The sequence below is a fragment of the Sphaerotilus mobilis genome (genome assembly GCF_004216565.1).
GTDB lineage: Bacteria > Pseudomonadota > Gammaproteobacteria > Burkholderiales > Burkholderiaceae_C > Sphaerotilus > Sphaerotilus mobilis.
Genome location: NZ_SGWV01000008.1, coordinates 786933 through 808344 on the forward strand (window position 1 = coordinate 786933; position 21412 = coordinate 808344).

General features: G+C 69.0%; 19 protein-coding genes. 7 read left to right on the plus strand and 12 right to left on the minus strand.

From position 1 onward, the window contains the following. Window positions 1-17 precede the first annotated feature (17 nt). Window positions 18-1298: a 3-deoxy-D-manno-octulosonic acid transferase gene (locus tag EV685_RS08785; protein WP_130481731.1), complete on the minus strand. Its 1281-nt coding sequence runs from the start codon at window positions 1296-1298 to the stop codon at window positions 18-20. Window positions 1299-1360: 62 nt separating this feature from the next. Next, the gene (locus tag EV685_RS08790) at window positions 1361-2752 is read right to left on the minus strand and encodes a phosphomannomutase/phosphoglucomutase (RefSeq protein ID WP_130481601.1); all 1392 of its coding nucleotides are present in this window, start codon (window positions 2750-2752) and stop codon (window positions 1361-1363) included. A gap of 127 nt (window positions 2753-2879) precedes the next feature. Between EV685_RS08790 and EV685_RS08795 the strand changes: the two genes are divergently transcribed. Then, window positions 2880-3131, plus strand: coding sequence for a type II toxin-antitoxin system ParD family antitoxin (locus EV685_RS08795; protein WP_130481602.1), 252 nt, complete (start codon window positions 2880-2882; stop codon window positions 3129-3131). Between the two features lie 8 nt (window positions 3132-3139). Then, window positions 3140-3454 carry a type II toxin-antitoxin system RelE/ParE family toxin gene (locus EV685_RS08800; protein ID WP_242615490.1) on the plus strand — a complete coding sequence of 105 codons (315 nt, stop codon included), beginning with the start codon at window positions 3140-3142 and terminating at the stop codon, window positions 3452-3454. On the opposite strand, the gene EV685_RS08805 is transcribed toward EV685_RS08800, so the two are convergent. From EV685_RS08805 to EV685_RS08840, 8 genes are all read right to left on the minus strand, one after another. After that, window positions 3447-4997, minus strand: a complete 1551-nt coding sequence (locus EV685_RS08805; protein WP_130481603.1) for a UxaA family hydrolase — start codon at window positions 4995-4997, stop codon at window positions 3447-3449. The two genes, EV685_RS08800 and EV685_RS08805, sit on opposite strands and share 8 nt — an antisense overlap. A gap of 37 nt (window positions 4998-5034) precedes the next feature. Then, a complete protein-coding gene (locus EV685_RS08810) occupies window positions 5035-5901 on the minus strand; it encodes a fumarylacetoacetate hydrolase family protein (RefSeq protein WP_130481604.1) in 867 nt (288 codons plus the stop codon). A 34-nt stretch (window positions 5902-5935) separates the two neighbouring features. Then, the gene (locus tag EV685_RS08815) at window positions 5936-6706 is read right to left on the minus strand and encodes an SDR family oxidoreductase (protein WP_130481605.1); all 771 of its coding nucleotides are present in this window, start codon (window positions 6704-6706) and stop codon (window positions 5936-5938) included. Between the two features lie 47 nt (window positions 6707-6753). Next, window positions 6754-7548, minus strand: a complete 795-nt coding sequence (locus EV685_RS08820) for an SDR family oxidoreductase (protein ID WP_130481606.1) — start codon at window positions 7546-7548, stop codon at window positions 6754-6756. Between the two features lie 171 nt (window positions 7549-7719). Beyond that, a complete protein-coding gene (locus tag EV685_RS08825) occupies window positions 7720-8661 on the minus strand; it encodes an ABC transporter substrate-binding protein (protein ID WP_420820821.1) in 942 nt (313 codons plus the stop codon). 136 nt (window positions 8662-8797) lie between these two features. Continuing rightward, complete coding sequence (locus tag EV685_RS08830; RefSeq protein WP_242615491.1) at window positions 8798-9826, minus strand: ABC transporter permease; 1029 nt, start codon at window positions 9824-9826, stop codon at window positions 8798-8800. 78 nt (window positions 9827-9904) lie between these two features. After that, on the minus strand, window positions 9905-11458 hold the full coding sequence (locus EV685_RS08835; protein WP_130481734.1) for a sugar ABC transporter ATP-binding protein: 1554 nt from the start codon (window positions 11456-11458) through the stop codon (window positions 9905-9907). Between the two features lie 92 nt (window positions 11459-11550). Beyond that, the gene (locus EV685_RS08840) at window positions 11551-12495 is read right to left on the minus strand and encodes an amidohydrolase family protein (protein ID WP_130481608.1); all 945 of its coding nucleotides are present in this window, start codon (window positions 12493-12495) and stop codon (window positions 11551-11553) included. Between the two features lie 86 nt (window positions 12496-12581). Here EV685_RS08840 and EV685_RS08845 point away from each other — a divergent pair, with 86 nt between their 5' ends. Further along, window positions 12582-13382, plus strand: coding sequence for an IclR family transcriptional regulator (locus EV685_RS08845; protein WP_130481609.1), 801 nt, complete (start codon window positions 12582-12584; stop codon window positions 13380-13382). 12 nt (window positions 13383-13394) lie between these two features. Here the strand turns inward: EV685_RS08845 and EV685_RS08850 are convergent, their stop codons facing one another. Continuing rightward, window positions 13395-14852 (minus strand): TrkH family potassium uptake protein, encoded by a 1458-nt coding sequence (locus EV685_RS08850; RefSeq protein ID WP_130481610.1) that lies wholly within the window; start codon window positions 14850-14852, stop codon window positions 13395-13397. Window positions 14853-14878: 26 nt separating this feature from the next. Beyond that, window positions 14879-16294, minus strand: coding sequence for a Trk system potassium transporter TrkA (gene trkA / locus EV685_RS08855; RefSeq protein WP_130481611.1), 1416 nt, complete (start codon window positions 16292-16294; stop codon window positions 14879-14881). A 92-nt stretch (window positions 16295-16386) separates the two neighbouring features. Between trkA and corA the strand changes: the two genes are divergently transcribed. The 4 genes from corA (at window position 16387) to EV685_RS08875 (ending at window position 21370) form a co-directional block, all read left to right on the plus strand. Further along, complete coding sequence (gene corA / locus EV685_RS08860) at window positions 16387-17355, plus strand: magnesium/cobalt transporter CorA (RefSeq protein ID WP_130481612.1); 969 nt, start codon at window positions 16387-16389, stop codon at window positions 17353-17355. A gap of 138 nt (window positions 17356-17493) precedes the next feature. Beyond that, window positions 17494-17886 (plus strand): hypothetical protein, encoded by a 393-nt coding sequence (locus EV685_RS08865; RefSeq protein WP_130481613.1) that lies wholly within the window; start codon window positions 17494-17496, stop codon window positions 17884-17886. After that, complete coding sequence (locus EV685_RS08870; RefSeq protein ID WP_130481614.1) at window positions 17883-19919, plus strand: TonB-dependent siderophore receptor; 2037 nt, start codon at window positions 17883-17885, stop codon at window positions 19917-19919. Before EV685_RS08865 ends, EV685_RS08870 begins: the two co-directional genes overlap by 4 nt. Beyond that, the gene (locus EV685_RS08875) at window positions 19916-21370 is read left to right on the plus strand and encodes a hypothetical protein (RefSeq protein ID WP_130481615.1); all 1455 of its coding nucleotides are present in this window, start codon (window positions 19916-19918) and stop codon (window positions 21368-21370) included. Before EV685_RS08870 ends, EV685_RS08875 begins: the two co-directional genes overlap by 4 nt. Window positions 21371-21412 lie beyond the last annotated feature (42 nt).

The window sequence follows — 21412 nt, forward strand, 5'->3', positions numbered from 1 at the left end:
GGACCAGCGTCCGTCGGTCACCCCAACCGGGTCGATGCCAGCACCTGCATCACGGCCTCTGCCATGCGCCGGGCAGCGCCCTGATGCAGGGCCGCATAGGCCTTCGACGCCGTCACCATCTCCGTGCGGCGCCTGCTGTCATCGACCAGCGCGACGGCCGCCTGCACAGCCTCGACAAGATCCGTGACCCGCTGCGCCGCCAGCGCCTGCTCGGCCAGCGCGGCGGCCTCGGCGAAGTTGAAGGTGTGCGGCCCCATCACCACCGGACAGCCGCAGGCCGCCGCCTCGATCAGGTTCTGCCCGCCCAACGGCGCAAAGCTGCCGCCCAGCAGGGCCACGTCGGCCAGCGCGTAGTAGGCCGGCATCTCGCGCATCGAGTCGCCCAGCCAGACGTCGGCGCCTGCCGCACCCGGATCCGCTGGCGATGCCAGTTCTTCACCCCAGCCGCTGCGGCGTGACAGGCTCAGCCCGTGAGCCTGCACCATCGCCGCGACCTCGTCGAAGCGTTGCGGGTGACGCGGCACCAGCAGCAGGCGCGGACGGCGCGCCGCATCGCCCTGCCAACGTGCCATGGCCGCGACCCAGGCCGACAGCAGCGGCTCGTCCTCGCCTTCGCGCCAGCTCGCGGCCAGCACGACTGGCCGACCGGCCGAAGCCCCTCGCCAACCGTGGCCGCGGGCCAGCAAGGCCGGCTCCGGCACCAGATCGAACTTCAGGTTGCCGCTGACCTGCACCTGCGGCGCGCCCGCCACGCGCAGGCGCTGCGCGTCGGCCTCGGTCTGCGCCAGCGCGACGGCAAGCGTCGCGACCGCCGGGCGCATCAGCGCATCCAGCCGATGGGCCTTCTGCAAGCTGCGTTCGGACAGACGGGCATTGGCAATCACCATCGGCACGCCGGCTCGTGCGGCCTCGTGCTGCAGCACCGGCCAGACCTCGGTCTCCATCAGCACGCCGATGGCCGGCCGGTGACGCTGCAGGAAGCGCCGCACGGCGCCCGGTGTGTCGATGGGCAGCCAGCGCTGCGCATCGCCGTCGCGCAGCAAGCCGGTGGCCGTCTCGCGGCCCGTGGCCGTGCCGCTGGTCAGCAGCAGGCGCAGGCCCGGATGCGCGGCACGCAGGGCCTGGATCAGGGGCTCGGCCGCGCGGGTTTCGCCCAGCGACACGGCGTGCAGCCACAGCGCGCCGGGCGGCGTCGCCGCACCCAGGCCCAGGCGTTCGGCCACCGCATGGCCGTACAGCGGTTCACGTCGTGCACGCAGCCAGAGCCGGCCGATCAGCAGCGGCGTCAGCAGGCGCATCAGCGTGGCGTAGGCCCCGCGCGCCAGGGCGGCACGCAGGGGGCTCACGGAATGAGCCACCGTCAATGCGCCGCCTGCTGGACCTCGGCGCCGGGCATGACGCGGCGCAGCGCGGCCATGAAATCGGCCTGGATGCGGTGCAGCGCCCCCTCGGTGTGGCCCTCGAAGCGCAGCACCAGCACCGGCGTGGTGTTGGACGCGCGGATCAGGCCAAAGCCGTCCGGGTAATCGCCGCGCAGGCCGTCGATGGTGCCGATCGTCGCGCCCGGGAAATCGGCTTGCGCAACCAGCTGGGCGACGATCTCGTGCTGGTTGCCACCCGGCACCGCGACGTTCAGCTCCGGCGTGCTGAAGCTGGTCGGCAAGGCCTTGAGGACGGCGCTGGGATCGTCCACGCGTGACAGGATCTCCAGCAGGCGGCCGGCGGTGTACATCGCGTCGTCGAAGCCGTACCAGCGCTCGCCGAAGAAGATGTGGCCACTCATCTCGCCGGCCAGCGGTGCACCGGTCTCGCGCAGCTTGGCCTTGACCAGCGAATGGCCGGTCTTCCACATCATCGGCACGCCGCCGGCTTCGAGGATGCCGGCCGGCAGGCGCTGCGAGCACTTGACGTCGAACAGGATGGTGGCGCCCGGCTGGCGCGCCAGGATGTCGCGGGCGAACAGCAGCATCTGGCGATCCGGGTAGATCACCTCGCCGTCCCGCGTGACCAGCCCGAGCCGGTCGCCGTCGCCGTCGAAGGCCAGACCCAGCTCGGCCTCGGTCGCGTGCACAACCTTGACCAGATCGGCGAGGTTCTCCAGCTTGGATGGGTCCGGATGGTGGTTGGGAAAGTTGCCGTCGACGCGGCTGTAGAGATCGATCACCTCGCAGCCGAGCGCCCGCAAGATGGCCGGCGACGTCGCCCCCGGGATGCCATTGCCCGAGTCGACGACGATCTTCATCGGCCGCGCCAGCCGGCAGTCGCCGGTGATGCGGTGGGTGTACTCCGGCACGATGTCCATGGCGGCGATCCGGCCGCCCGGGGCCTGCACATAGTCCTCGGCCTCCATGCGCAGGCGCAGGTCCTGGATGGTCTCGCCGTGGATCGCCACGCCCGCCAGCACCATCTTGAAGCCGTTCCAGTCCTTCGGGTTGTGGCTGCCGGTGACCTGGATGCCGCTGCGGCAGCCGTGCGCCCCGCGTGTCGCGGCCACGTAATACAGCATCGGCGTGGTGACGGCGCCCAGGTCCACCACGTCCAGCCCGGTCGACGCCAGCCCGCGCATCAGCGCCGCCGACAGCGCGGGCCCCGACACGCGCCCGTCCCGCCCGACGGCCACGGCCTTCTCCCCCGCCAGCACCGCTGCACTGCCAAAGGCCCGCCCAAGGTGTTCGGCAAAGTTCTCGTCGAGGGCCTGGCCCACGATGCCGCGAATGTCGTAGGCCTTGAAGGCGGAGGGGATGAGTTGCATGGTGGAGATGGGCGCTGGCCGGCGCCGGGTGAGGGTCAGGGACGGGCGGGATTGTAGGAAGCCAACCAGGCCTGCCGAGTCAGCACACTCATTGACAACCATTGATAGCCCGCAGGAAGATCCAGCCATGAGCACCAACACCATGAGCTTTGCCCTCCCAGAGGCCATGCGCAGCTATGTCGATCAGCGGGTGCGCTCCGGGCAGTACGGCAACACCAGCGAATACCTGCGCGAACTGATCCGCCGCGATCAGGAGGACCAGGCCCGGAAACGGCTGCGCGAACTGATCACCGAAGGCCTCGAGTCCGGCCCAGGTGCCGCTCTCACATCCGAACGGGCCGCCGACCTGAAAAAGCGTGCCCTGGGCGACCTGCGTTGAAGCGAGCCTTGCTGCGGCCACGCGCCGAGGAGGATCTGGTGGAGCTGGCGAGGCACTACGCGCGAGAAGGCGGCATCGCCTTGGGGGAGCGCGTGTTCGACGCCGCCGTGGCCGCGCTCGAAGCGATCGAGCGCATGCCGGCCATGGGGTCGCCCCGGCTCGGGCAGCTGTGCGACATCCCCGACATGCGTTCGTGGCGCGTGAGCGATTTCCCTGTCCAGTGGTTCTACTTCGAGGCCACGGACCATCTGGACGTCGTGCGCCTGCTCGGGGACCGGCAGGACATCGCCGCCATCCTGTCGGCGAGCACCGACCTCACATGACCGCCCCAAGCTGCCACGGCACGAACTCGTTCTGCCCGTAGCCATGCCGCTCGCTGGCCGTGCGCTCGCCCGAGGCGGTGCGCAGCATCTGGCGGAAGATCTGTTCGCCGATCTCGTCGATGGTGGCGAGGCCGTCGACGATCGGGCCGCAGTCGAGGTCGATGTCTTCCTGCTGGCGTTGCCACAGCGCCGTGTTAGTCGACAGCTTCAGCGACGGTGACGGCGCACAGCCGTAGGCCGAGCCACGACCGGTGGTGAAGCAGATCAGGTTGGCGCCGCCCGCCACCTGGCCGGTCGCGGAGACCGGGTCGTAGCCGGGCGTGTCCATGTAGAGCAGGCCGTGCGTGCCGGCTGGCACCGGCTCGGCGTACTCGAGCACATCGACCAGCGCGGTCGTGCCGCTCTTGGCGATGGCACCGAGCGACTTCTCCAGGATGGTCGTCAGCCCGCCAGCCTTGTTGCCCGACGACGGGTTGTTGTCCATCTGCATCTGGTTGCGCGCGGTGTAGTCCTCCCACCAGCGGATGCGAGCGATCAGCTTGTCGGCCACGCCTTGCGAGACCGCGCGGCGCAGCAGCAGGTGCTCGCCACCGTAGATCTCGGGCGTCTCCGACAGGATGGCGCTGCCGCCGTGCGCGACCAGCCGGTCGACCGCCGCGCCCAGCGCCGGGTTGGCGCTGATGCCGGAATAGCCGTCCGAGCCGCCACATTGCAAGCCGACCACGAGGTGGCGGGCCGACACCGTCTGGCGCTGCACGCGGTTGGCCTCGACCAGTAGGCGCTGCACCGCCTCGATGCCGCGCGCCACCGTCTTGGCCGTGCCGCCGCTGTCCTGGATCGTGAAGGTGACCAGCCGGGTGCCCTCCTCCAGCGCCTCCTGCGCCACCAGACCCTGGATCTGGTTGGTCTCGCATCCCAGGCCGACGATCAGCACGGCCGCGAAGTTGGCATGGCGCGCATAACCGCCCAGCGTGCGCCGCAGCACCGTGATGGGCTCGCCTTCACTGGCCGTGGCGCAGCCAGCGCCATGGGTCAGGGCGACCACGCCGTCGACGTTGGGATAGGGCGCCAGCGCCTCGGGATGCACGTCGCGCCGGAAGTGGTCGGCGATCGCGCGGGCGGCGGTGGCTGAACAGTTCACCGACGTCAGGATGCCGATGTAGTTGCGCGTCGCCACGCGGCCATCGGCCCGCACGATGCCCTCGAAGGTGGCCGGCTCGGCCGGTGCGGCCGGGTGACGCGCATCGACGCCGACCTCGTGGCTGCGAGCAAATTCGGCATAGCGCAGGTTGTGGCTGTGCACATGCTGGCCGGCCGCCACGGCCGCGCTGGTGTGGCCGATGACCTGGTTGTAGCGCCGCACCGGTGTGCCCTCGCTCAGGTCGCGCAATGCGATCTTGTGGCCGGGCGGGACCAGGCCGACCACGGTCACGCCCAGGCTCTCCAGCCGGGTGCCGGACAGCAGCTGGCGGCGCGCAATGGCGACGTCATCGGCGGGATGGATGCGGATGGCCGGATCGGTCTGGCTCGGGTCGTGACGCATGGAACGTGCTCCTGTCTGCTTGTCGCCGGATCGTGGATCAACCGTCAATCAGCGCCGGGTTCCAGGCATGCACCGTCTGCTGCTGCTCGCCCAGGCCTGCGATGCCCAGGCGCATGGTGTCGCCCGGCTGCAGGTACACGGCGCTCGGCTTGATGCCCATGCCCACGCCGGGCGGTGTGCCGGTGGTGATCAGGTCGCCCGGGTAAAGCGTCATGAAGCGGCTGATGTAGCTCACCAGATGAGCCACCCCGAAGACCATGGTCCGCGTGTTGCCGGTCTGGCGCCGCACGCCGCTGACGTCCAGCCACATGTCGAGCTGCTGCGGGTCGGCGATCTCGTCGGCCGTGACCAGCCAGGGGCCGACCGGGCCGAAGGTGTCGCAGCCCTTGCCCTTGTCCCAGGTGCCGCTGCGTTCGAGCTGGTATTCGCGCTCGGACACGTCGTTGACGACGCAGTAGCCGGCGACATGGGACAGCGCGTCGTCCTGGCTGACGTAGCGGGCGGTCTTGCCGATCACCACGCCGAGTTCGACCTCCCAGTCGGACTTGACCGAGCCCTGCGGCAGCACGACCGGGTCGTACGCACCGACCATCGTGCAGGTGTGCTTGGTGAACAGCACCGGCTCGGCCGGCACCGCAACGCCGGATTCGGCGGCGTGGTCGGCGTAGTTCAGGCCGACGCACAGGAACTTGCCGCAGCCGGTCCACGGCAGGCCGATGCGCTGGTTCGCGTCCAGCAGCGGCAAACGCTCGGGGTCGACCGCCCGCAAGGCGGCCTGGCCTTCGGGCGTCAGCGTGCGGGCCGTGATGTCGCCCAGCAGGCCGGACAGGTCACGCGGCCGGCCGGCGGCGTCGAGGATGGCGGGCTTCTCATGGCCCTTGGGGCCCAGGCGCAACAGCTTCATGGCGCGGTTCTTTCGGAACGGGAAAGTGAAGGAATCAGTTGGACCAGCCGCCGTCGATGACGTGCACGGTGCCAGTGGTGAAGGCGGCCTCGTCGCTGGCGAGGTAGACCGCCAGCAGGGCGATCTCCTCGGCGGTGCCGAGCCGGCCCATGGGCTGGCGCGAGACGAACATCGCCTCGACCTCGGCCTCGGACTTGCCGCTGGCCGCGGCCTGGCTCTGGATGCGCTCGCGCAGCGACGGCGACTCGACCGTGCCCGGGCAGATCGCGTTGCAGCGCACGCCCTTGCCCACGTAGTCGGCCGCGACGGCCTTGGTCATGCCGATCACCGCTGCCTTGGTCGCGCCGTAGACGAAGCGGCCCGGCGCGCCCTTGATGCTTGATGCGACCGAGGCCACGTTGATGATCGAGCCCCTGCCCTGCGCCAGCATGGCCGGCACATGCGCCCGCATCATGCGGTACATGGCGCGCACGTTGAGGTCGAAGGAGAAGTCGAAGGCCGCCTCGTCGCAATCGAGGATGCTCCCGGCGTGCACATAGCCGGCGGCGTTGAAGAGCACGTCGACGGCGCCGACCTGCGCGGCCAGCGCGCTGATCGCATCGGCGTTGCGCACGTCCAGCACCTGCGTGCGAACCGGAGCGCCCAAGCCTGCGGCGTCGGCGGCGAGCCGCTCCAGCAGGCCGGCGTTGATGTCGGTGGCGATCACCTGCGCGCCCTCGCGGGCAAAGGCCAGCGCGGTGGCTCGGCCGATGCCTTGCCCGGCGGCGGTGAGCAGCGCGGTCTTGCCGGCCAGTCGTCCAGTCATGTCGAAACTCCTGCGGAAGTCGGAAAGAGGGATCGGGCCTTGAAGGCTCAGGTGCGTTGGGCCGGACCGTCGAGCGCCCGGTCCAGGTGGGTGTAGCCGCCGTCGACCAGCAGCCACTGGCCGGTGGTGTGCGAGGCGCGGTCCGACAGCAGGAAGACGACGGTGTCGGCGATCTCCTGTGCGGTCGTGAAACGCTGGCCCAGCGGGATGCGGCGCTCGATCGCCTGGCGCGTGGCCTGCGGATCGGGCATCTTGGCGAGTTCTCGCTCGTACATCGGCGTGAGCACCTCGGCGACGACCACCGCGTTGACGCGGATGGCGTCACCGCGCAGTGCCACGGCCCATTCGCGCGTCAGGCCCAGCATCGCGCCCTTGGAGGCGGTGTAGCCGCTGGTGTCGCCCTGGCCGGTCAGCGAGGTCTTGGAGCCGATGTTGACGATGGCGCCGTGGCTGGCCCGCAGATGCGGCAGGCACAGGTGGGCCATCACGTAGACATGGGTCAGGTTGCGGTCGATCGAGCCCAGGAAGGCCTCACGACCGGCTTCGAGGCCGACGTGGTCGTTGACCCCGGCGTTGTTGACCAGGCCTGAGATGCCGCCATGGCGGGCCACCGCATCGGCCACGGCCCGTGTGCAAGCGGCCTCGTCGGTCAACTCGACCTGATGAAAGGAAAAGTCTGGCTGCAGCGCGCGCAGCTCGGCGTCGAAGTCCGGGGCCAGCGGCGCGCGGCCGAAGATGACCGGAACGGCGCCTTCCTGTGCCAGCGCCCGAGAAATAGCCGCGCCGATGCCGGCGCCGCCGCCGGTCACGATGACCGGCTTGCCGGCGAGATGAAGGTCCATGTCTGTGCCAGGTGGTTCAAGGCTGCGGCGACCGCCCGCAACAAGGCCAAGGAGGCTGGGCGGCAGGCCCCTTCAGCCCGCCGCCCCCCACCCGGTCCCCGAACCTGCATCCACGCGGTGGTCAGCCGGCGGTACTGCATGCAGGACAGGACCCCACTCGGTCAGGATCGATCAGTCGTACAGGACCGCAGCGATCTTCGGGTCGGCGATGTTGGACTTGTCGTACCAGTAGAAGCCGGTGTCGATGCGGGCCGGCACCTTCTCGCCCTTGGCGGCCTTCAGGCCGTATTCGACGACCTTGTAGCCGATGCCCACGGGGTTCTGGGTGATCGAGCCGGCGATGGTGCCGTCCATGATCATGTCCTTCTGGCCCTTGCCCGAGTCATAGCCCACCAGGATCACGCTGGACTTGATTTCCTTCTTGGCCGTGCCGGCACCGATGGCGGCACCTTCGTTGGTCGCGAAGATGGCCTTGACCTTCGGATGGGCCTTGACCATGGTCTTGAAGATGTCGTTGGCCTTGAGCTGGTCGCCGCCGTACTGGATGTCAACGATCTTGATCTTCGGGTACTTGGCCTTGATCTGGTTGACGAAGCCGTCACGGCGATCCTTGCCGGTGCTGGAGACCTGGTCGTGGGCGATCAGGGCGACTTCGCCGTCGCTGCCGATCATGGCGGCGACCTTGTCGGCGGCCAGCGCGGCCGAGGCCTTGGAGTCGGTCGCGGCGGTGGTCACCGGCACGTCGCTGTCCACGCCCGAGTCAAAGGCGACCACGGGGATCTTCATCTCCTTGGCCTTCTTCATCAGCGGAATGGCGGCCTTGGAGTCGGTGGCGGCAAAGCCGATGGCAGCGGGCTTCTTGGCCAGGGCGGCCGAGAGCATGTCCATCTGCTTGTCGACCATCTGCTCGGTCTCCGGGCCTTCGTAGGTGATCTTCACCTTGAAGTCCTTGGCGGCCTGCTCGGCGCCGGCACGCACGGCTTGCCAGAACTGGTGCTGGAAGCCCTTGGAGATCAGGGGGATGTAGACCTCCTGGGTCTGGGCCTGGGCGACCGAGCCGAAGCCGGCGAGGCTCAGCGCGGCGGTCAGGGCAAGAAGTTTGCGCTTGCAGATCATGGATGTCTCCTGTGGTCGGGCTGCTTGGGTGGGAAGGGGCGAGCCGCGTGTAGAACCCCGGACACTTGAACGTGGCGACCGTGGTCCCGGTGCACGCGCGCCGGGACGATCGATGCGCCTGGAAGTCAATCGCTCACTTGCGCTTGTTGCGCAGGTTGTCGGTGTAGACCGCGACGATGATGATCAGACCGGTCAGCACCATCTGCCACTCTTGCGCCACCGACATGATGCGCAGGCCGTTGATGAGCACGCTCATGATGAACGCCCCGATCACGGTGCCCAGGATGGTGCCGGTGCCACCGGCCAGCGAGGTGCCGCCGATCACCACGGCGGCGATCGCATCAAGCTCGTAGCCCTGGCCCAGCGCGGGCTGGGCCGAGTTCAGCCGCGACGCAACCAGCAGGCCGGAGATGCTGCAGATCGCGCCGCTGAGCGTGTAGATGATGACCTTCCAACGGTCCGCGTTGACGCCCGACAGGCGCACCGCTTCCTCGTTGCTGCCCAGCGCGAAGGTGTAGCGGCCGAGCTTGGTCTTGTTGAGGATGATCACGCTGATGATGCACACGGCCAGGAAGATCAGCGCGCCGTTGGGGATGGGCAGGAAGGGCAGCACCTTCTCGACGACCGAGCCCAGCGAGATCGCGTCGAAGCCTTCGACGTCGCTGAAGTAGATCGGCCGGGCCTCGGTGATCAGCAGCGAGGCGCCCTTGAGCAGCATCATCATGCCCAGCGTGGCGATGAAGGGCGTGACCTTGAGCTTGGTGATGATCAGGCCTGAGGTGGCACCGACCAGCGCACCCATCACGATGGTGGCGGGCACACCGATGTACATCGGCCAGCCCCAGTTGGTCATGAACACACCGGCCATCACGGCTGTGAAGGTCATCAGCACGCCCACCGACAGGTCGATGCCGGAGGTGATGATGACGAAGGTGCAGGCGACCGCCAGCACGCCGATCACATTGGTCGCCTGCAGGATGCCGATGAAGTTGTCGGTCGTCATGAAGGACTCGGGCCTGAGCACGCAGAACACCGCGATCAGCGCGATCAGGCTGGCGAAGGCCAGCAGCTTCTGGCGCGCCGCCGGGTTGAACAGGCGCGCCCGCAGGCCCGGGGCGGCGTCGGTGGCGGCAGGAGTGGTCATCGTCTGGGGCGTGGTCATGTCGGGGTTCCGGGAACGTCAGGCGGCTACAAGCGGCTACATGCGGCTCAGGCGACTACAGACAGCAAAAGGGCAGCGTCAGGCAAGCACGGGCTCGACCGTATCGACCACATCGACCGCAGAGGGCCGCAAGGTGGCGAGGTGCATGATCGATTCCTGCGTGGCCTCGGCCGCGCTGAGTTCGCCGGTGATGCGGCCTTCGCACATCACCAGCACGCGGTGGCTCATGCGCAGGATCTCGGGCAGTTCGCTGCTGATCATCACGATCGCCTTGCCCTGTGCGGCCAGCGCATCGAGCAGCTTGTAGATCTCGCTCTTGGCGCCGACATCGATGCCGCGCGTGGGCTCATCGAAGAACAGGATGTCGCAGTCGCGCAGCAGCCACTTGGCGATGACGATCTTCTGCTGGTTGCCACCCGACAACAGCCGCACCTGCTGTTCGACCGACGGTGTCTTGATCGCCAGACGCTGCACATAGTCGCGAGCGGTGGCGTGGATGGCGTTCTGGTCGAGCCAGAAGCCGCCGCTGCTGAAGCGGTCCAGCGTGGCCAGCACGACATTGGTCTCGACGTTCAGGCCGGTGGCCAGGCCAAAGCGCTTGCGGTCCTCAGACAGGTAGCCGATGCCGTGCGCCACGGCGTCCTGCGGCGAACGGATCTGCACCTTCGTGCCACGCACATGGACCTCGCCGGCGTCGACCGGGTCGGCGCCGAACACCGCACGCGCCAGCTCGGTGCGGCCAGCGCCCATCAGGCCGGCCAGGCCCAGGATCTCGCCGCGCCGCAGCGTGAAGCTGGCGTTCTTGATGGCCTGACCGCGGCTGATGCCGCGCACGTCCAGCAGCACCTCGTTGGCCGAGGTGTCGGGCACCACCCGGTCGGAGGCATCGAGCGTGCGACCCACCATCATCGAGATGATGGTCTCCATCGGCGTGCTGGCGGTGGGCACCGTGCCGATGTACTGGCCATCGCGCATGACGGTGACGCGATCGGAGATCTGCTTGAGCTCGTCCATCTTGTGCGAGATGTAGACGATGCCCACGCCCTGCGCCTTGAGGCCGCGGATGATGCGGAACAGCTCGGCGATCTCGGCGTCGTTCAGCGCGGCCGTCGGCTCGTCCATGATCAGCACGCGCGAGTCGAAGCTCAGCGCCTTGGCGATCTCGACCATCTGCTGCTTGGCCACCGTCAGCTCGCCGACGACGGTGCGCGGGTCCAGGTGCAAGTGCATGCGCGCGAAGATCGCGGCGGCCTGGGCGTTGATCGCGTCCTCGTCGAGCACCAGGCCGAAGTGCTTCATCGGCTCGCGGCCGACGAAGATGTTGTGGGCCGCGCTCAGGTGGTTCATCAGGTTGAGTTCCTGATGCACGATGCCAATGCCGAGTGCCTGGGCGGCGCGCGGGTCGGCGATCTCAACGGCCCGGCCGTCGATCTTCACCTCGCCGGAATCCTTCTGGTACACGCCAGCCAGCACCTTCATCAGCGTGGACTTGCCCGCGCCGTTCTCGCCCATCAGCGCGTGGACCTCGCCGCTGAGCAGCTCGAACTGGCCGCGGTCCAGCGCCTTGACGCCGGAAAAGGCCTTGCACAGGTCCGTGATCTGGACGAGGGGCGCAGTGGACGTGGCGGGCATGGCGGAGGTGGCTGAGATGGCGGGCTGGTTCGGCGTGGCGGGGGCGGCGGTGCTCATGTCCGGGAAATCATCCAATGCCTTGATTTAATCGCCTACAGGGTCAGCCCGTAGAAGGTCACCGCGTTGTCGTGCCGGATGGCTCGCTGGTCTTCGGCGGACAGGCCTTGCATCAGCGCGTCGCTCAGCGCGATCCAGGCGGCGTAGTCGGCCGCGAGGTTCAACACCGGCCAGTCACTGCCCCAGATCAGGCGCTGCGCACCGAAGGTCGAGACCAGCTGGTCCCAGACCGGCTGCAAGGCGGCCCTGCCGGCATCACCGCCTGCGCGGGCGGCACCGCCACATTCGGTCAACAGGCCGGACACCTTGCAGTGCACGCCCGGGCGTTGCGCCAGCTCGGTCATGCCGTCGCGCCAGGGCTGGGCCCAATCGGCCTGCCAGCCACCGGCCGCATCGAGCGTTGCCAGCTGTGGCTTGGCGGCATGGTCGACCACGACCGGCAGGTCAGGGTGACGGTCCAGGAAGCGCAGCAGGTGTTCGAGGTGCCAGGGCTGCACCAGCGCATCGAAGCGCAGGCCCAGGTCCTGCAGGCAGGCCATCACCTCGGGATGCGGCTGGCGCGCGATCCAGTCGGCCTCGGGCAGGTCCTGCAGCATCGGCCGCACGGCCTTGAACTTGGGATGTCTGGCCCAGGTCTTCAGCGTCGACACCGACGCCGGCAGGCTGACGTCGACCCAGCCGACCACGCCACCGATCCAGTCGTTGAGCGTGGCCAGTTGCAGCATGTAGTCGGTCTCGGCCACGCTGTCGGCCGCTTGCACCAGCACGGTCTGGCTCACGCCGTGAGCCTGCAGCAGCGGCAACAGGTCGTCGGGCTCGAAATCGCGGTGGATGCGCGCCAGCGCCGGCACATCGGCACGCAGCCAGCGGTAGTCGCCACGGGCCAGCCGCCAGAGGTGCTGGTGCGCATCGATGCGGGCCGGCGGGGCGGGCAGGACGGCGGTGGCAGTGGCTGCGGTGGCGGGGGTGGCGGCGGTCATGTCGGGGTAAGTCAGGAGTCGGAAGTCGTGGCGCCATCAATTCATCTGCGAACAGAATATCCATCAATGAACCGATTTGCCATGCGATGAATCCCGCAACCACCTCAGGACTTACCCGCCCCCCGGACCCTGCCGAAGCGGACCGCTACCGCGCGCCCGCCCTCGACAAGGGCCTAGACATCCTGGAACTGCTCAGCGAGCAGCCCGCCGGCCTGACACGCGGCGAGATCGTCAAGGCCATGGGGCGCAGCCCGAGCGAGATCTACCGCATGCTCGAACGCCTGGTGGCGCGCGACTACGTCAGCCGCTCCCCCGAGGGCGACCGCTATGCGCTGAGCCTCAAGCTGTTCGTGCTGGCCCATCGCCACCCACCGGTCAACCGGCTGGCGGCGCGGGCGGTGCCGGTGATGGAGACCTTCGCGCAGGCGGTCGAGCAGAGCTGCCACCTCGGCGTCTACGACCGCGGCAACCTGACCGTTGTCGCACAGGTCAGCAGCCCCCACAAGCTCGGTTTCTCGCTGCGGCTGGGCGCGAGGATCAGCCTGCTCGACACCGGCTCCGGCCATGTCCTGCTGGCCTACCAGGGCGACGAGCAACGCGCCCAGATGCTCGCCGCGCACGAGGCGCTGGACGGCGAGGTGCCGATGTCCGAATCCGACCTCGCGGCGGCCCTGGCCCAGGTCCGTGCCGACGGCGGCTGGCAGGGAGAGAGCCAGCAGACCTTCGGCATCACCGACCTGTCGATGCCGGTGCTCGGCCCCGATGGCCACGCCATCGCGGTGCTGACCTGCCCCTTCATCCGCCGGATCGACCGCCATCCCGGCGCCGACATCACCCTGACCCGACAGCACCTGAGCGACGCGGCACGGGCCTTGTCGATCCGCTAGGCGCCCCTGCGTTCAGTCGCGCCAGAACTGGGGCGTGAACAGCACCAGAACGCTGAGCAGTTCCAGCCGCCCGAGCAACATGCCGAAGGTGCAGATCCAGGTCTGCAGGTCGCTCAGGCCGCCGAAGTTGACGGCCGGGCCGACCTCGCCAAGGCCGGGGCCGATGTTGTTGACGCAGGCGATCACGGCGGTGAAGGCGGTGACCACGTCCAGGCCGGTGAACAGCAGCAAGAAGGTCAGCACCATCAGCGAGGCGCCGTAGATCATCATGTAGGCGATCACGCTCTGCATGACACGCGGCGAGACCACCCGGCCGGCGAACTGCACCGGGTTGACGGCATCGGGATGCACGATGCGCACCAGTTCGCGCTGGCTCTGCTTGATCAGCAGCACCATGCGGACCATCTTGATGCCACCGCCGGTCGAGCCGGCACAGGTCGCAAAGCAGCCCAGCAGGATCATCAGCAGCGGCGCAAAGATCGGCCAGGTGGCGTAGTCGTAGGCCGCATAACCGGTGGTGGTGGCCAGCGAGACGACGTGGAAGGCGGTGTGCCGCAGGGCCTCGGTCACGGTCGGGTAGACCCGGTGGGCCGCCAGGAAGAGCGTGATCAGCGCGATCGTGGCGAGCACCACGACGAAGAAGGCCTGCAGCTCGACATGGCCCAGCAGGGCACGCCAGGAGCGCTGTCGCCAGGCCACGAAGTAGAGCGCGAAGTTCACGCCGGCCAGCATCATGAAGACGATGGCCACCGCCTCGATCAGCGGCGAATTCCAGTAGCCAAAGCTCAGGTCGTGCGAGGAGAAGCCGCCCAGGCCCATGGTCGAGCACATGTGCATGAAGGCATCCGACCAGCTCATGCCGGCCCAGCGGTAGGCGAGGAAGCAGGCGACCGAGAACACCGCATACACCGTCCACAGACCCCGTGCAGTCTCGGCCATGCGAGGCGTCAGCTTGGTGTCCTTGAGCGGCCCTGCGGCTTCGGCCTTGAACAGCTGCGCGCCACCCACGCCAAGCAAGGGCAGCACCGCGACCGCCAGCACGATGATGCCCAGGCCGCCGATCAGCATCATGAAGCAGCGCCAGACGTTCAGGCTCAGTGGCAGGGCATCCAGCCCCGTCAGCACGGTGCCACCCGTGGCCGTCAGGCCCGAGACCGCCTCGAAGTAGGCATCGGTCACGCTCATCCCCGGGATGCCCAGCCACAGCGGCAAGGCCGCGAAGGCCGGCAACAACGACCAGGTCAGGCCGACCAGCACAAAGCCGTCACGCGGCTGCAGCTCGCGGCGCTGTTCGCGGCTGGCCAGACGCAGGCCCAGTCCGGCGAGCAGGGTCACGACCAGCCCGACCACGAAGGCCGGTTCACCCGCGTCGCGCTGGATGCGCGCGAAGGCGAGCGGCACGACCATCATCAAGGCCAGGATCATGAGCAGCAGGCCCACCACCGGCATCACCGCACGGATGCTGCGCATCGAGGTCCTTCGTTCGGCAGGAGGCATCAGAACAGGAAGGTCGCGCCGACCTGGAACAGCTCCTCGACCTCGCGCACCATGTGCTTGCGCGGCAGGAAGACGATCAGGTGGTCGTCCAGTTCGATCACCGTGTCGTGGTGCGGCAGGATCAGTTCGCGCCGCTCGGGCTCGGCCGCGTCGCCCCGCACGATGGCGCCGATCTCGGCCCCGCGCGGCAGCTTGAGCTCATCGATGCGGCGACCGACCACCTTCGAGGTGCGCCGATCGCCCCGAGCCACCGCCTCGATCGCCTCGGCCGCGCCGCGCCGCAGGCTGTGCACCGCCTCGACATCGCCGCGCCGCACATGCGCCAGCAGCTCGCCGATGACGGTCTGCGCCGGCGACAGCGCGATGTCGATCTGGGTGCCCTGGACCAGGTCCGCATAGGCCCGCCGGTTGATCAGCGCCAGCACCCGCCGCGCGCCCATGCGCTTGGCCAGCAGGCAGGCCATGATGTTGTCCTCGTCGTCGCTGGTCAGCGCCACGAACAGGTCGGTCTGGTCGACCTGTTCGCGCTCCAGCAGGTCGGCGTCGGTGCTGTCGCCATGCAGCACGAGCACGTCATCGTCGAGCTCGCCGCTGAGGTACTCGCAACGCTCCTGCGACGTCTCGATCAGCTTGAGCCGGCAACTGCCCTGGACCTCGCGCGCCAGCCGCAGCCCGACCCGCCCGCCGCCGGCGATCATCAGCCGCCGCACCGGCTCTTCGCGGCGGCGCAAGGCACCCAGCACGGCCGGAATGTCGCGCGTGGCGGCCAGCACGAAGACCTCGTCGCCCGGCTCGATGCGGGTGTCGCCCTGACAGCTGATGCGCTGGTCGGTCTGGTCCTCATGGCGACGGTAGATCGACACAAAGCGCATCGGCACCGTGGGCAGCAGGCGTGGCAATTCCGAGATCGTGTGGCGCACCAGCGGACCGTCGCTGACCGCCCGCACCGCCACGAGGCTGACCACGCCACCAGCAAACGCCAGCACCTGCAGGGCCTCGGGATGTTCGATGAGCTTGCGAATGGTGGCGGTCACCGTCTGCTCCGGGCAGATCACCTCGTTGACCGCGAAGCCCGCATCGCCCAGCAAGGGCCCGCCGTCGACGAACTCCGGCGATCGCAGCCGGGCGATGCGGGTGGGGATGCTGAAGACGTCATGGGCCACCTTGCAGGCCACCAGATTGGTCTCATCGGCAGGCGCGCAGGCGATCAGCATGTCGGCATCGCGGGCACCGGCCGCCTCGAGCACGGACGGCTGGATGCCGTTGCCGGCCACGCCGCGAAGGTCCAGCCGATCCTGAAGATCGCGCAGCCTGACCGGGTCGGTGTCGATCACGGTGATGTCGTTGCGCTCGGAGACCAGGTTCTCGGCGACGCTCTCGCCCACACGCCCGGCGCCGAGGATGATGATGTTCATGGCCTTCATCATAGGCAAGGCCGGTGCAGGTCCCGGGTCGTCCGCCGGGCCCTGCATGGGAAGATCCGCCGCCCCCGCAACCGCCCCGCACCATGCTCATCAACTGCGTCGCCTACCGCGACGGCCACAAGCTGGCCGACATCCCGCTCGACCGCATCGGCGGCTACCTGGGCCAGCCCGGCACCTTTGTCTGGGTGGCCCTGCGCGATGCCGGCGACGACGAGCTGCACGAGCTGCAGCGGGTCTTCCAGCTGCACGACCTGGCGGTGGAAGACGCCCGCCACGGCCATCAGCGGCCCAAGATCGAGGAGTACGACGACACGCTGTTCGCCGTCATGCACCTGGTCGAGATGTCGCCGACCGACGAGCTCAACGTCGGCGAGGTCGCCGTCTTCGTCGGGCAGGACTTCATCGTCTCGGTGCGCAACCGCAGCACCCAGGGCTTCCTGGGCGTGCGGGCCCGCTGCGAACGCGAACCGCAGCACCTGCGCCAAGGCGCCGGCTTCGTGCTGTACGCGCTGATGGACGCGGTGGTCGACCGCTACTTCCCGATCGTCGATGCGCTCGAGAGCGAGCTCGAACACATCGAGGACCAGATCTTCGAACGCGGCGCGGCGCGCGAGAACATCCAGATGCTCTACGGCCTCAAGCGCCGCCTGACCGTCGTGCGCCACGCCGTCGCACCGCTGATGGACGCCACCGCCAAGCTGCACGGCGGCCGGGTGCCGGGCGTCTGCGTGCCCAGCGAGGCCTACTTCCGCGACGTCTACGACCACCTCACCCGCATCAACTCGACCCTGGACGCGCTGCGCGAAACCATCGGCACGGCGATCCAGGTCAACCTCTCGATGGTGACCATCGAGGACACCGATGTCAGCAAGCGCCTGGCCGCCTGGGCCGGCATCTTTGCCGTCGCCACCGCCTTCGTCGGCGTCTGGGGCATGAACTTCGAACACATGCCTGAGCTGAAATGGCAATACGGCTACCCCGCCGCCATCGGCCTGATCGTGGTCGTCTGCGGCGTGCTGTACCGGCGGTTCAAGAAGGCGGGCTGGCTCTGAGCGTGAGGTCAACGCCCCCAAGTTCACGCAATGGCTTGCCCGTTTTTTGACAGATTTCGGTAGTCCCTGAGTCGGTACACGCCCCCTAGTCTGTGCGACGGTTTTCGAACCGCACCGCCTCAACGACAGGGAGCCCGCATGTCCACCTCGCCTTCGACCGCCACGGTCACGTCCGCTGCCACCGTCCACCTCACCGTGCCGCGCTCTGGCACCCGGGTGCTCAAGCTCGATGCGCAGGCCGGGCAGCACCACCGCGTCGAGCGAGACGAGGGTGATGCACGGCCGGTCTCCGGCCGAAAGATGCGCGCCGTGCAGGACCCGCTGGCCGACGACGCCCCGGCGGATCCGGTCATCGTCCGGCGCGTGGGTGAGGACCTGCTGGTGCCCGTGGACGTCGGCCAGACCTGGGTCGAGGCGGACCGCGTGACCAGCTCGCCCTATGGTGAGTTGCGGGTCTGGAACGGGTCCGACCTGAACGGTCAGGCCTACCAGGTCCTGGTCGCGACGGCGGTGACGACCTCGGTGTTGTGAGCGGGCGGTTCTGCAGGGCGGCCGCGCTGGCCGCCCTCGCCGTCTCGGCGTTGCCGGGACAGTGCGACGACACCCCGAGCGCGCTGCCGCGGGTCGAGATCCACCCCGCGCCTCAGGACGCGCCCCCCGCGCCCGGTCGCAGCGTCACGACACCGGACCTGTCCTCGCCCGACTGGGCCGGCGCGAACGACTGGCAAGGGCTGGCGGCCGAGGTCCCTGGGCTGTTCGTGCGGGTCGGTGACGGCGGCCTGTCCAGCAGCTACACGCTGCGTGGCTTCGGCCTGACGCGCACGCTGCTGGACGGCCTGCCCGATGTCCTGCGCCTCTACGTGCGCGACCCCGCCACCGTGCGCCGGATCGAGGTTCAGCATGGCGCCTCCGGCGTGGATCAGGGCATCGGCAGCCCTGGTGGGATGCTGGCGCTGTCGACACCCCTGCCGTCGGCCACGGCTGCACGCCGCATCACCTTGCAGGCTGGCAGCACGGACTGGCGCCGCAGCGTGGTCGACCTGGACCAGCCACTGGGCAAGGACTGGCGCAGCCGCATGGTCATCGCCAGCCAGGACGGCCGCAGCGACCCGGGCGGGCTCACCCAGCAACGTGACCATGTGCTGGGCACGCTGAGCTGGGTGCCCCGTCGGACGCCGGCCGATGGCGGGCTGAGACTGGTCGCCGAGCGCCAGATCGACCGCCGGCCCTATGCCTTCGGCACGGTGCTGACGCCGACCGGCTCGATCCGCTACGACCAGCTCTACGCCTCTCCGCATCAACGCTCATGGCGCGGCGTCTCACAGCTGGCCCTGCACGGCTGGCAAGCCTGGCAGCCCGACGTGGATCAGCGCATGAGCCTGCGCGCCGACGTCGCCCGCGCCGAAGGCCGACGCGACGAGACCTTGATCGGCTCATGGGACCAGCGCAGCGACGGCGACCTCAACGGCTACTACACACACCTCGCGGACGAGCACCGCCAGTCCTCGGCCCGCCTGGAAGCCCGCTGGCAGATCGACACCGACACGCGCCGCCACGACACCCGCATCGGCCTGGACCGGCTGCATCGGCAGTGGCTGTTCACCGGCGTGCAGAACCTGCGCGGCTTCGTGATCGATGCGGACGCGCCGGACCATGCGGCCATCGATCCCGGTCAGTTGGCACTGACACCCCGCTACAAGCATCAACGATTCGACGAGTCCGGTCGCAGCCTGCGCCACCGCATCGACTGGCCCGGCGCCTGGGCCGTGTCGACCGGTCTGCGGCAGGTCGATTTCCGCGAAGGCCAAGCCAAGGCGGGCGCGGCCATGGCCACCGTGCACGAGATGCAGCACCGCGTGCACGACGTCAGCCTCGAACGCCCTTGGTCAGACGACTGGCTTGGCACGCTGGCCTGGGCAGATGGCGTCGAGCCCAACACCGGGCAGACGCGCCTTGGCGACTGGTTGCCGCCCCAGCGCAGCGCAACGGTCGAGATGGGCTTGCGACACAGGCCGATAGCAGCGGCCTCGCCGACCTGGCAACTGGCGCTCTACCGCACCCGGCTTGATGGTCTGACCCGCGCCGACCCGGTCGACCGCAACTTCGCCATCGCCGATGCGGCACGTCAGGTCACCGGGCTGGCATTCAGCGCGCGCCGGCAGCACGGCGGCTGGACGGTGTCCAGCCAGTTCCATGCCCTGCGCCCGCGCTGGTTGCAAGCGACCAGCGCCAGCGTCGGTGAACGAGCGGTCAACACACCGTCCCGCACGGCGAGCCTGCGCCTCGAACGCCGCTTCGAGGACGGGCCGACCTGGCAGGGCCCGCGTGTATGGCTGCTCTGGCAGGCTCGCAGCAGCCTGTACGCGGACAGCGCCAACCTGCGGCGCATCCAGGGCACGGCGATCGCCGACCTGGGCTGGCAAGGCAGATGGGGACGCTGGCTGAGCACGCTGGTCGTGCGCAACGTCGCCGACCGCGACCACGTCGCCTCGGTCTCCAGCGTGGACGAGGTCTACCAGGGGCCGGTGCGGCAGTGGCGCCTGACCGTGGAGGCCGGCTGGTGACGGCGGCACCCCCGCTAGCCTTGCGGATCGACCCGTCGCGCAACCTGGCCGTCCTGCCAGACGGCCAGCGGGTGGTCTGGCAACGCCGCTGGACGGGCGAGTTCCTGGCGCTGCTGGTGCAGCAAGGCCGGCACGACCTGGCCGTCGACCACGCCATGCTCGACACCCACCTGGCCCGGCGCGGTCAGTCGGCCCGGCTGGCAGCGGTCAGCATCCTGCGCCTGCTGGAGACCTTGCAGACCTTCCTCGACGGTCTGCCAGAACGCCCGCTCATCCTCGAACATCCGCCGCGCAAGGCCAGCCTCGGGCCCTGGCGGCTGCGCTGGCGTCTGCCGCTGGCAATCGTCATCGACGGTGAGCCGGGTGCGGACCAGGCCGACTCGATCGACCCGCCCGCCGACCTCTTCACCGCCCTGTTCGACGGCCCGCCCGGCCAGATCGACCGGCTGCATGCCCTGTTGCTGAGCCTGATCTCCAGCGACGCCTTCCACGCCATCGGCGATCACGCCTCGTCGCACGAGGTGCTGCAGTCCTGCCGCGAGCTGCCGCTGAGCGCCAACGGGCGCGTGCTGATCGGCCTGCGCGACGCGCTGTGCCTCAAACGCATCGGGCGCTTCGAGGACGCCCGCCAGCTGCTGCGCGCGCTTGCCCACCTGCCCGACGTGAGCGACCGCAGCGCCCTGGCCTCGGTGCAGTTCCTGTTCGACCGCATCGACTACGACGCCGATCCCGGCGGCCAGCACACCCGCCTGTGGGCGTCCTGCGCCGCGCCCACACGCGTCCAACTGCCAGACCGCCACCTGCTGGCCCAGTGGCACAACCTGCGCGCGCTGTTGTGCCGGCGGCGCTCGGAGGCCGCCGGCCACGCCGACCCTGTCCTGCACATCCTCGCCCTGCGTCACCTCGAAAGCGCCTTTCACCACGCCCTGATGCAGCGCGACAACGAAGGCCTGCTCGCCTACGCCGCCAACCTGGCGCTGCACCTGACGTCGGTGCTGCCAGCCGGCTGGTCGACCGCTCGGCAGGTCATGGCCTGGCATGAGCTGGTGCTGGTCTGCATGGACAAGCTGGGGGTGGGTGGCGACAACGCCTGGGAAACCATCTTCCTCGCCCAGTTCTGGCTGGATCACGAGGACGAGCTGGGCGCGCTCGACCATGACCCGGCCCACAAGGGCTGGATGCCGGTCATCGGCAACCTGCACCCGCGCGACGCGGCCTACCACGTCGCCATGGTCCAGCGGGTCCAGGCCAGCGGCGACGCGCGCCAGATCGCACTCGCCTGGTTGTGCTGCTGGCGACATGCCCGACAGCACCTGCCGCCGCACGACGAACTGCCGATCCGGCTCGCGCTCATCAAAGCCGTCAAGGCCGAAGCGGACCTGCCCCAGCGCCTGCGCCGCGAGGGCTACGGCGACTGGCTGGATCGCCTGGGCATCCCCTGTAAAGACTGAAAAAACATCCTGGAGCGGGCCTTCTTCCAATCGATCGGTCAC

Bases quoted from the DNA above. Each gene is read 5' to 3' on its own strand.
- EV685_RS08850 (WP_130481610.1), bottom strand. From the start codon at position 14,852: ATGCGCAGCATCCGTGCGGTGATGCCGGTGGTGGGCCTGCTGCTCATG.
- EV685_RS08865 (WP_130481613.1), top strand. From the start codon at position 17,494: ATGTCCACCTCGCCTTCGACCGCCACGGTCACGTCCGCTGCCACCGTC.
- trkA (WP_130481611.1), bottom strand. From the start codon at position 16,294: ATGAACATCATCATCCTCGGCGCCGGGCGTGTGGGCGAGAGCGTCGCC.
- EV685_RS08845 (WP_130481609.1), top strand. From the start codon at position 12,582: ATGAATCCCGCAACCACCTCAGGACTTACCCGCCCCCCGGACCCTGCC.
- EV685_RS08815 (WP_130481605.1), bottom strand. From the start codon at position 6,706: ATGACTGGACGACTGGCCGGCAAGACCGCGCTGCTCACCGCCGCCGGG.
- EV685_RS08820 (WP_130481606.1), bottom strand. From the start codon at position 7,548: ATGGACCTTCATCTCGCCGGCAAGCCGGTCATCGTGACCGGCGGCGGC.
- EV685_RS08835 (WP_130481734.1), bottom strand. From the start codon at position 11,458: ATGCCCGCCACGTCCACTGCGCCCCTCGTCCAGATCACGGACCTGTGC.
- EV685_RS08805 (WP_130481603.1), bottom strand. From the start codon at position 4,997: ATGCGTCACGACCCGAGCCAGACCGATCCGGCCATCCGCATCCATCCC.
- EV685_RS08830 (WP_242615491.1), bottom strand. From the start codon at position 9,826: ATGACCACGCCCCAGACGATGACCACTCCTGCCGCCACCGACGCCGCC.
- EV685_RS08840 (WP_130481608.1), bottom strand. From the start codon at position 12,495: ATGACCGCCGCCACCCCCGCCACCGCAGCCACTGCCACCGCCGTCCTG.
- EV685_RS08810 (WP_130481604.1), bottom strand. From the start codon at position 5,901: ATGAAGCTGTTGCGCCTGGGCCCCAAGGGCCATGAGAAGCCCGCCATC.
- EV685_RS08795 (WP_130481602.1), top strand. From the start codon at position 2,880: ATGAGCACCAACACCATGAGCTTTGCCCTCCCAGAGGCCATGCGCAGC.
- EV685_RS08790 (WP_130481601.1), bottom strand. From the start codon at position 2,752: ATGCAACTCATCCCCTCCGCCTTCAAGGCCTACGACATTCGCGGCATC.
- EV685_RS08785 (WP_130481731.1), bottom strand. From the start codon at position 1,298: ATGCGCCTGCTGACGCCGCTGCTGATCGGCCGGCTCTGGCTGCGTGCA.
- corA (WP_130481612.1), top strand. From the start codon at position 16,387: ATGCTCATCAACTGCGTCGCCTACCGCGACGGCCACAAGCTGGCCGAC.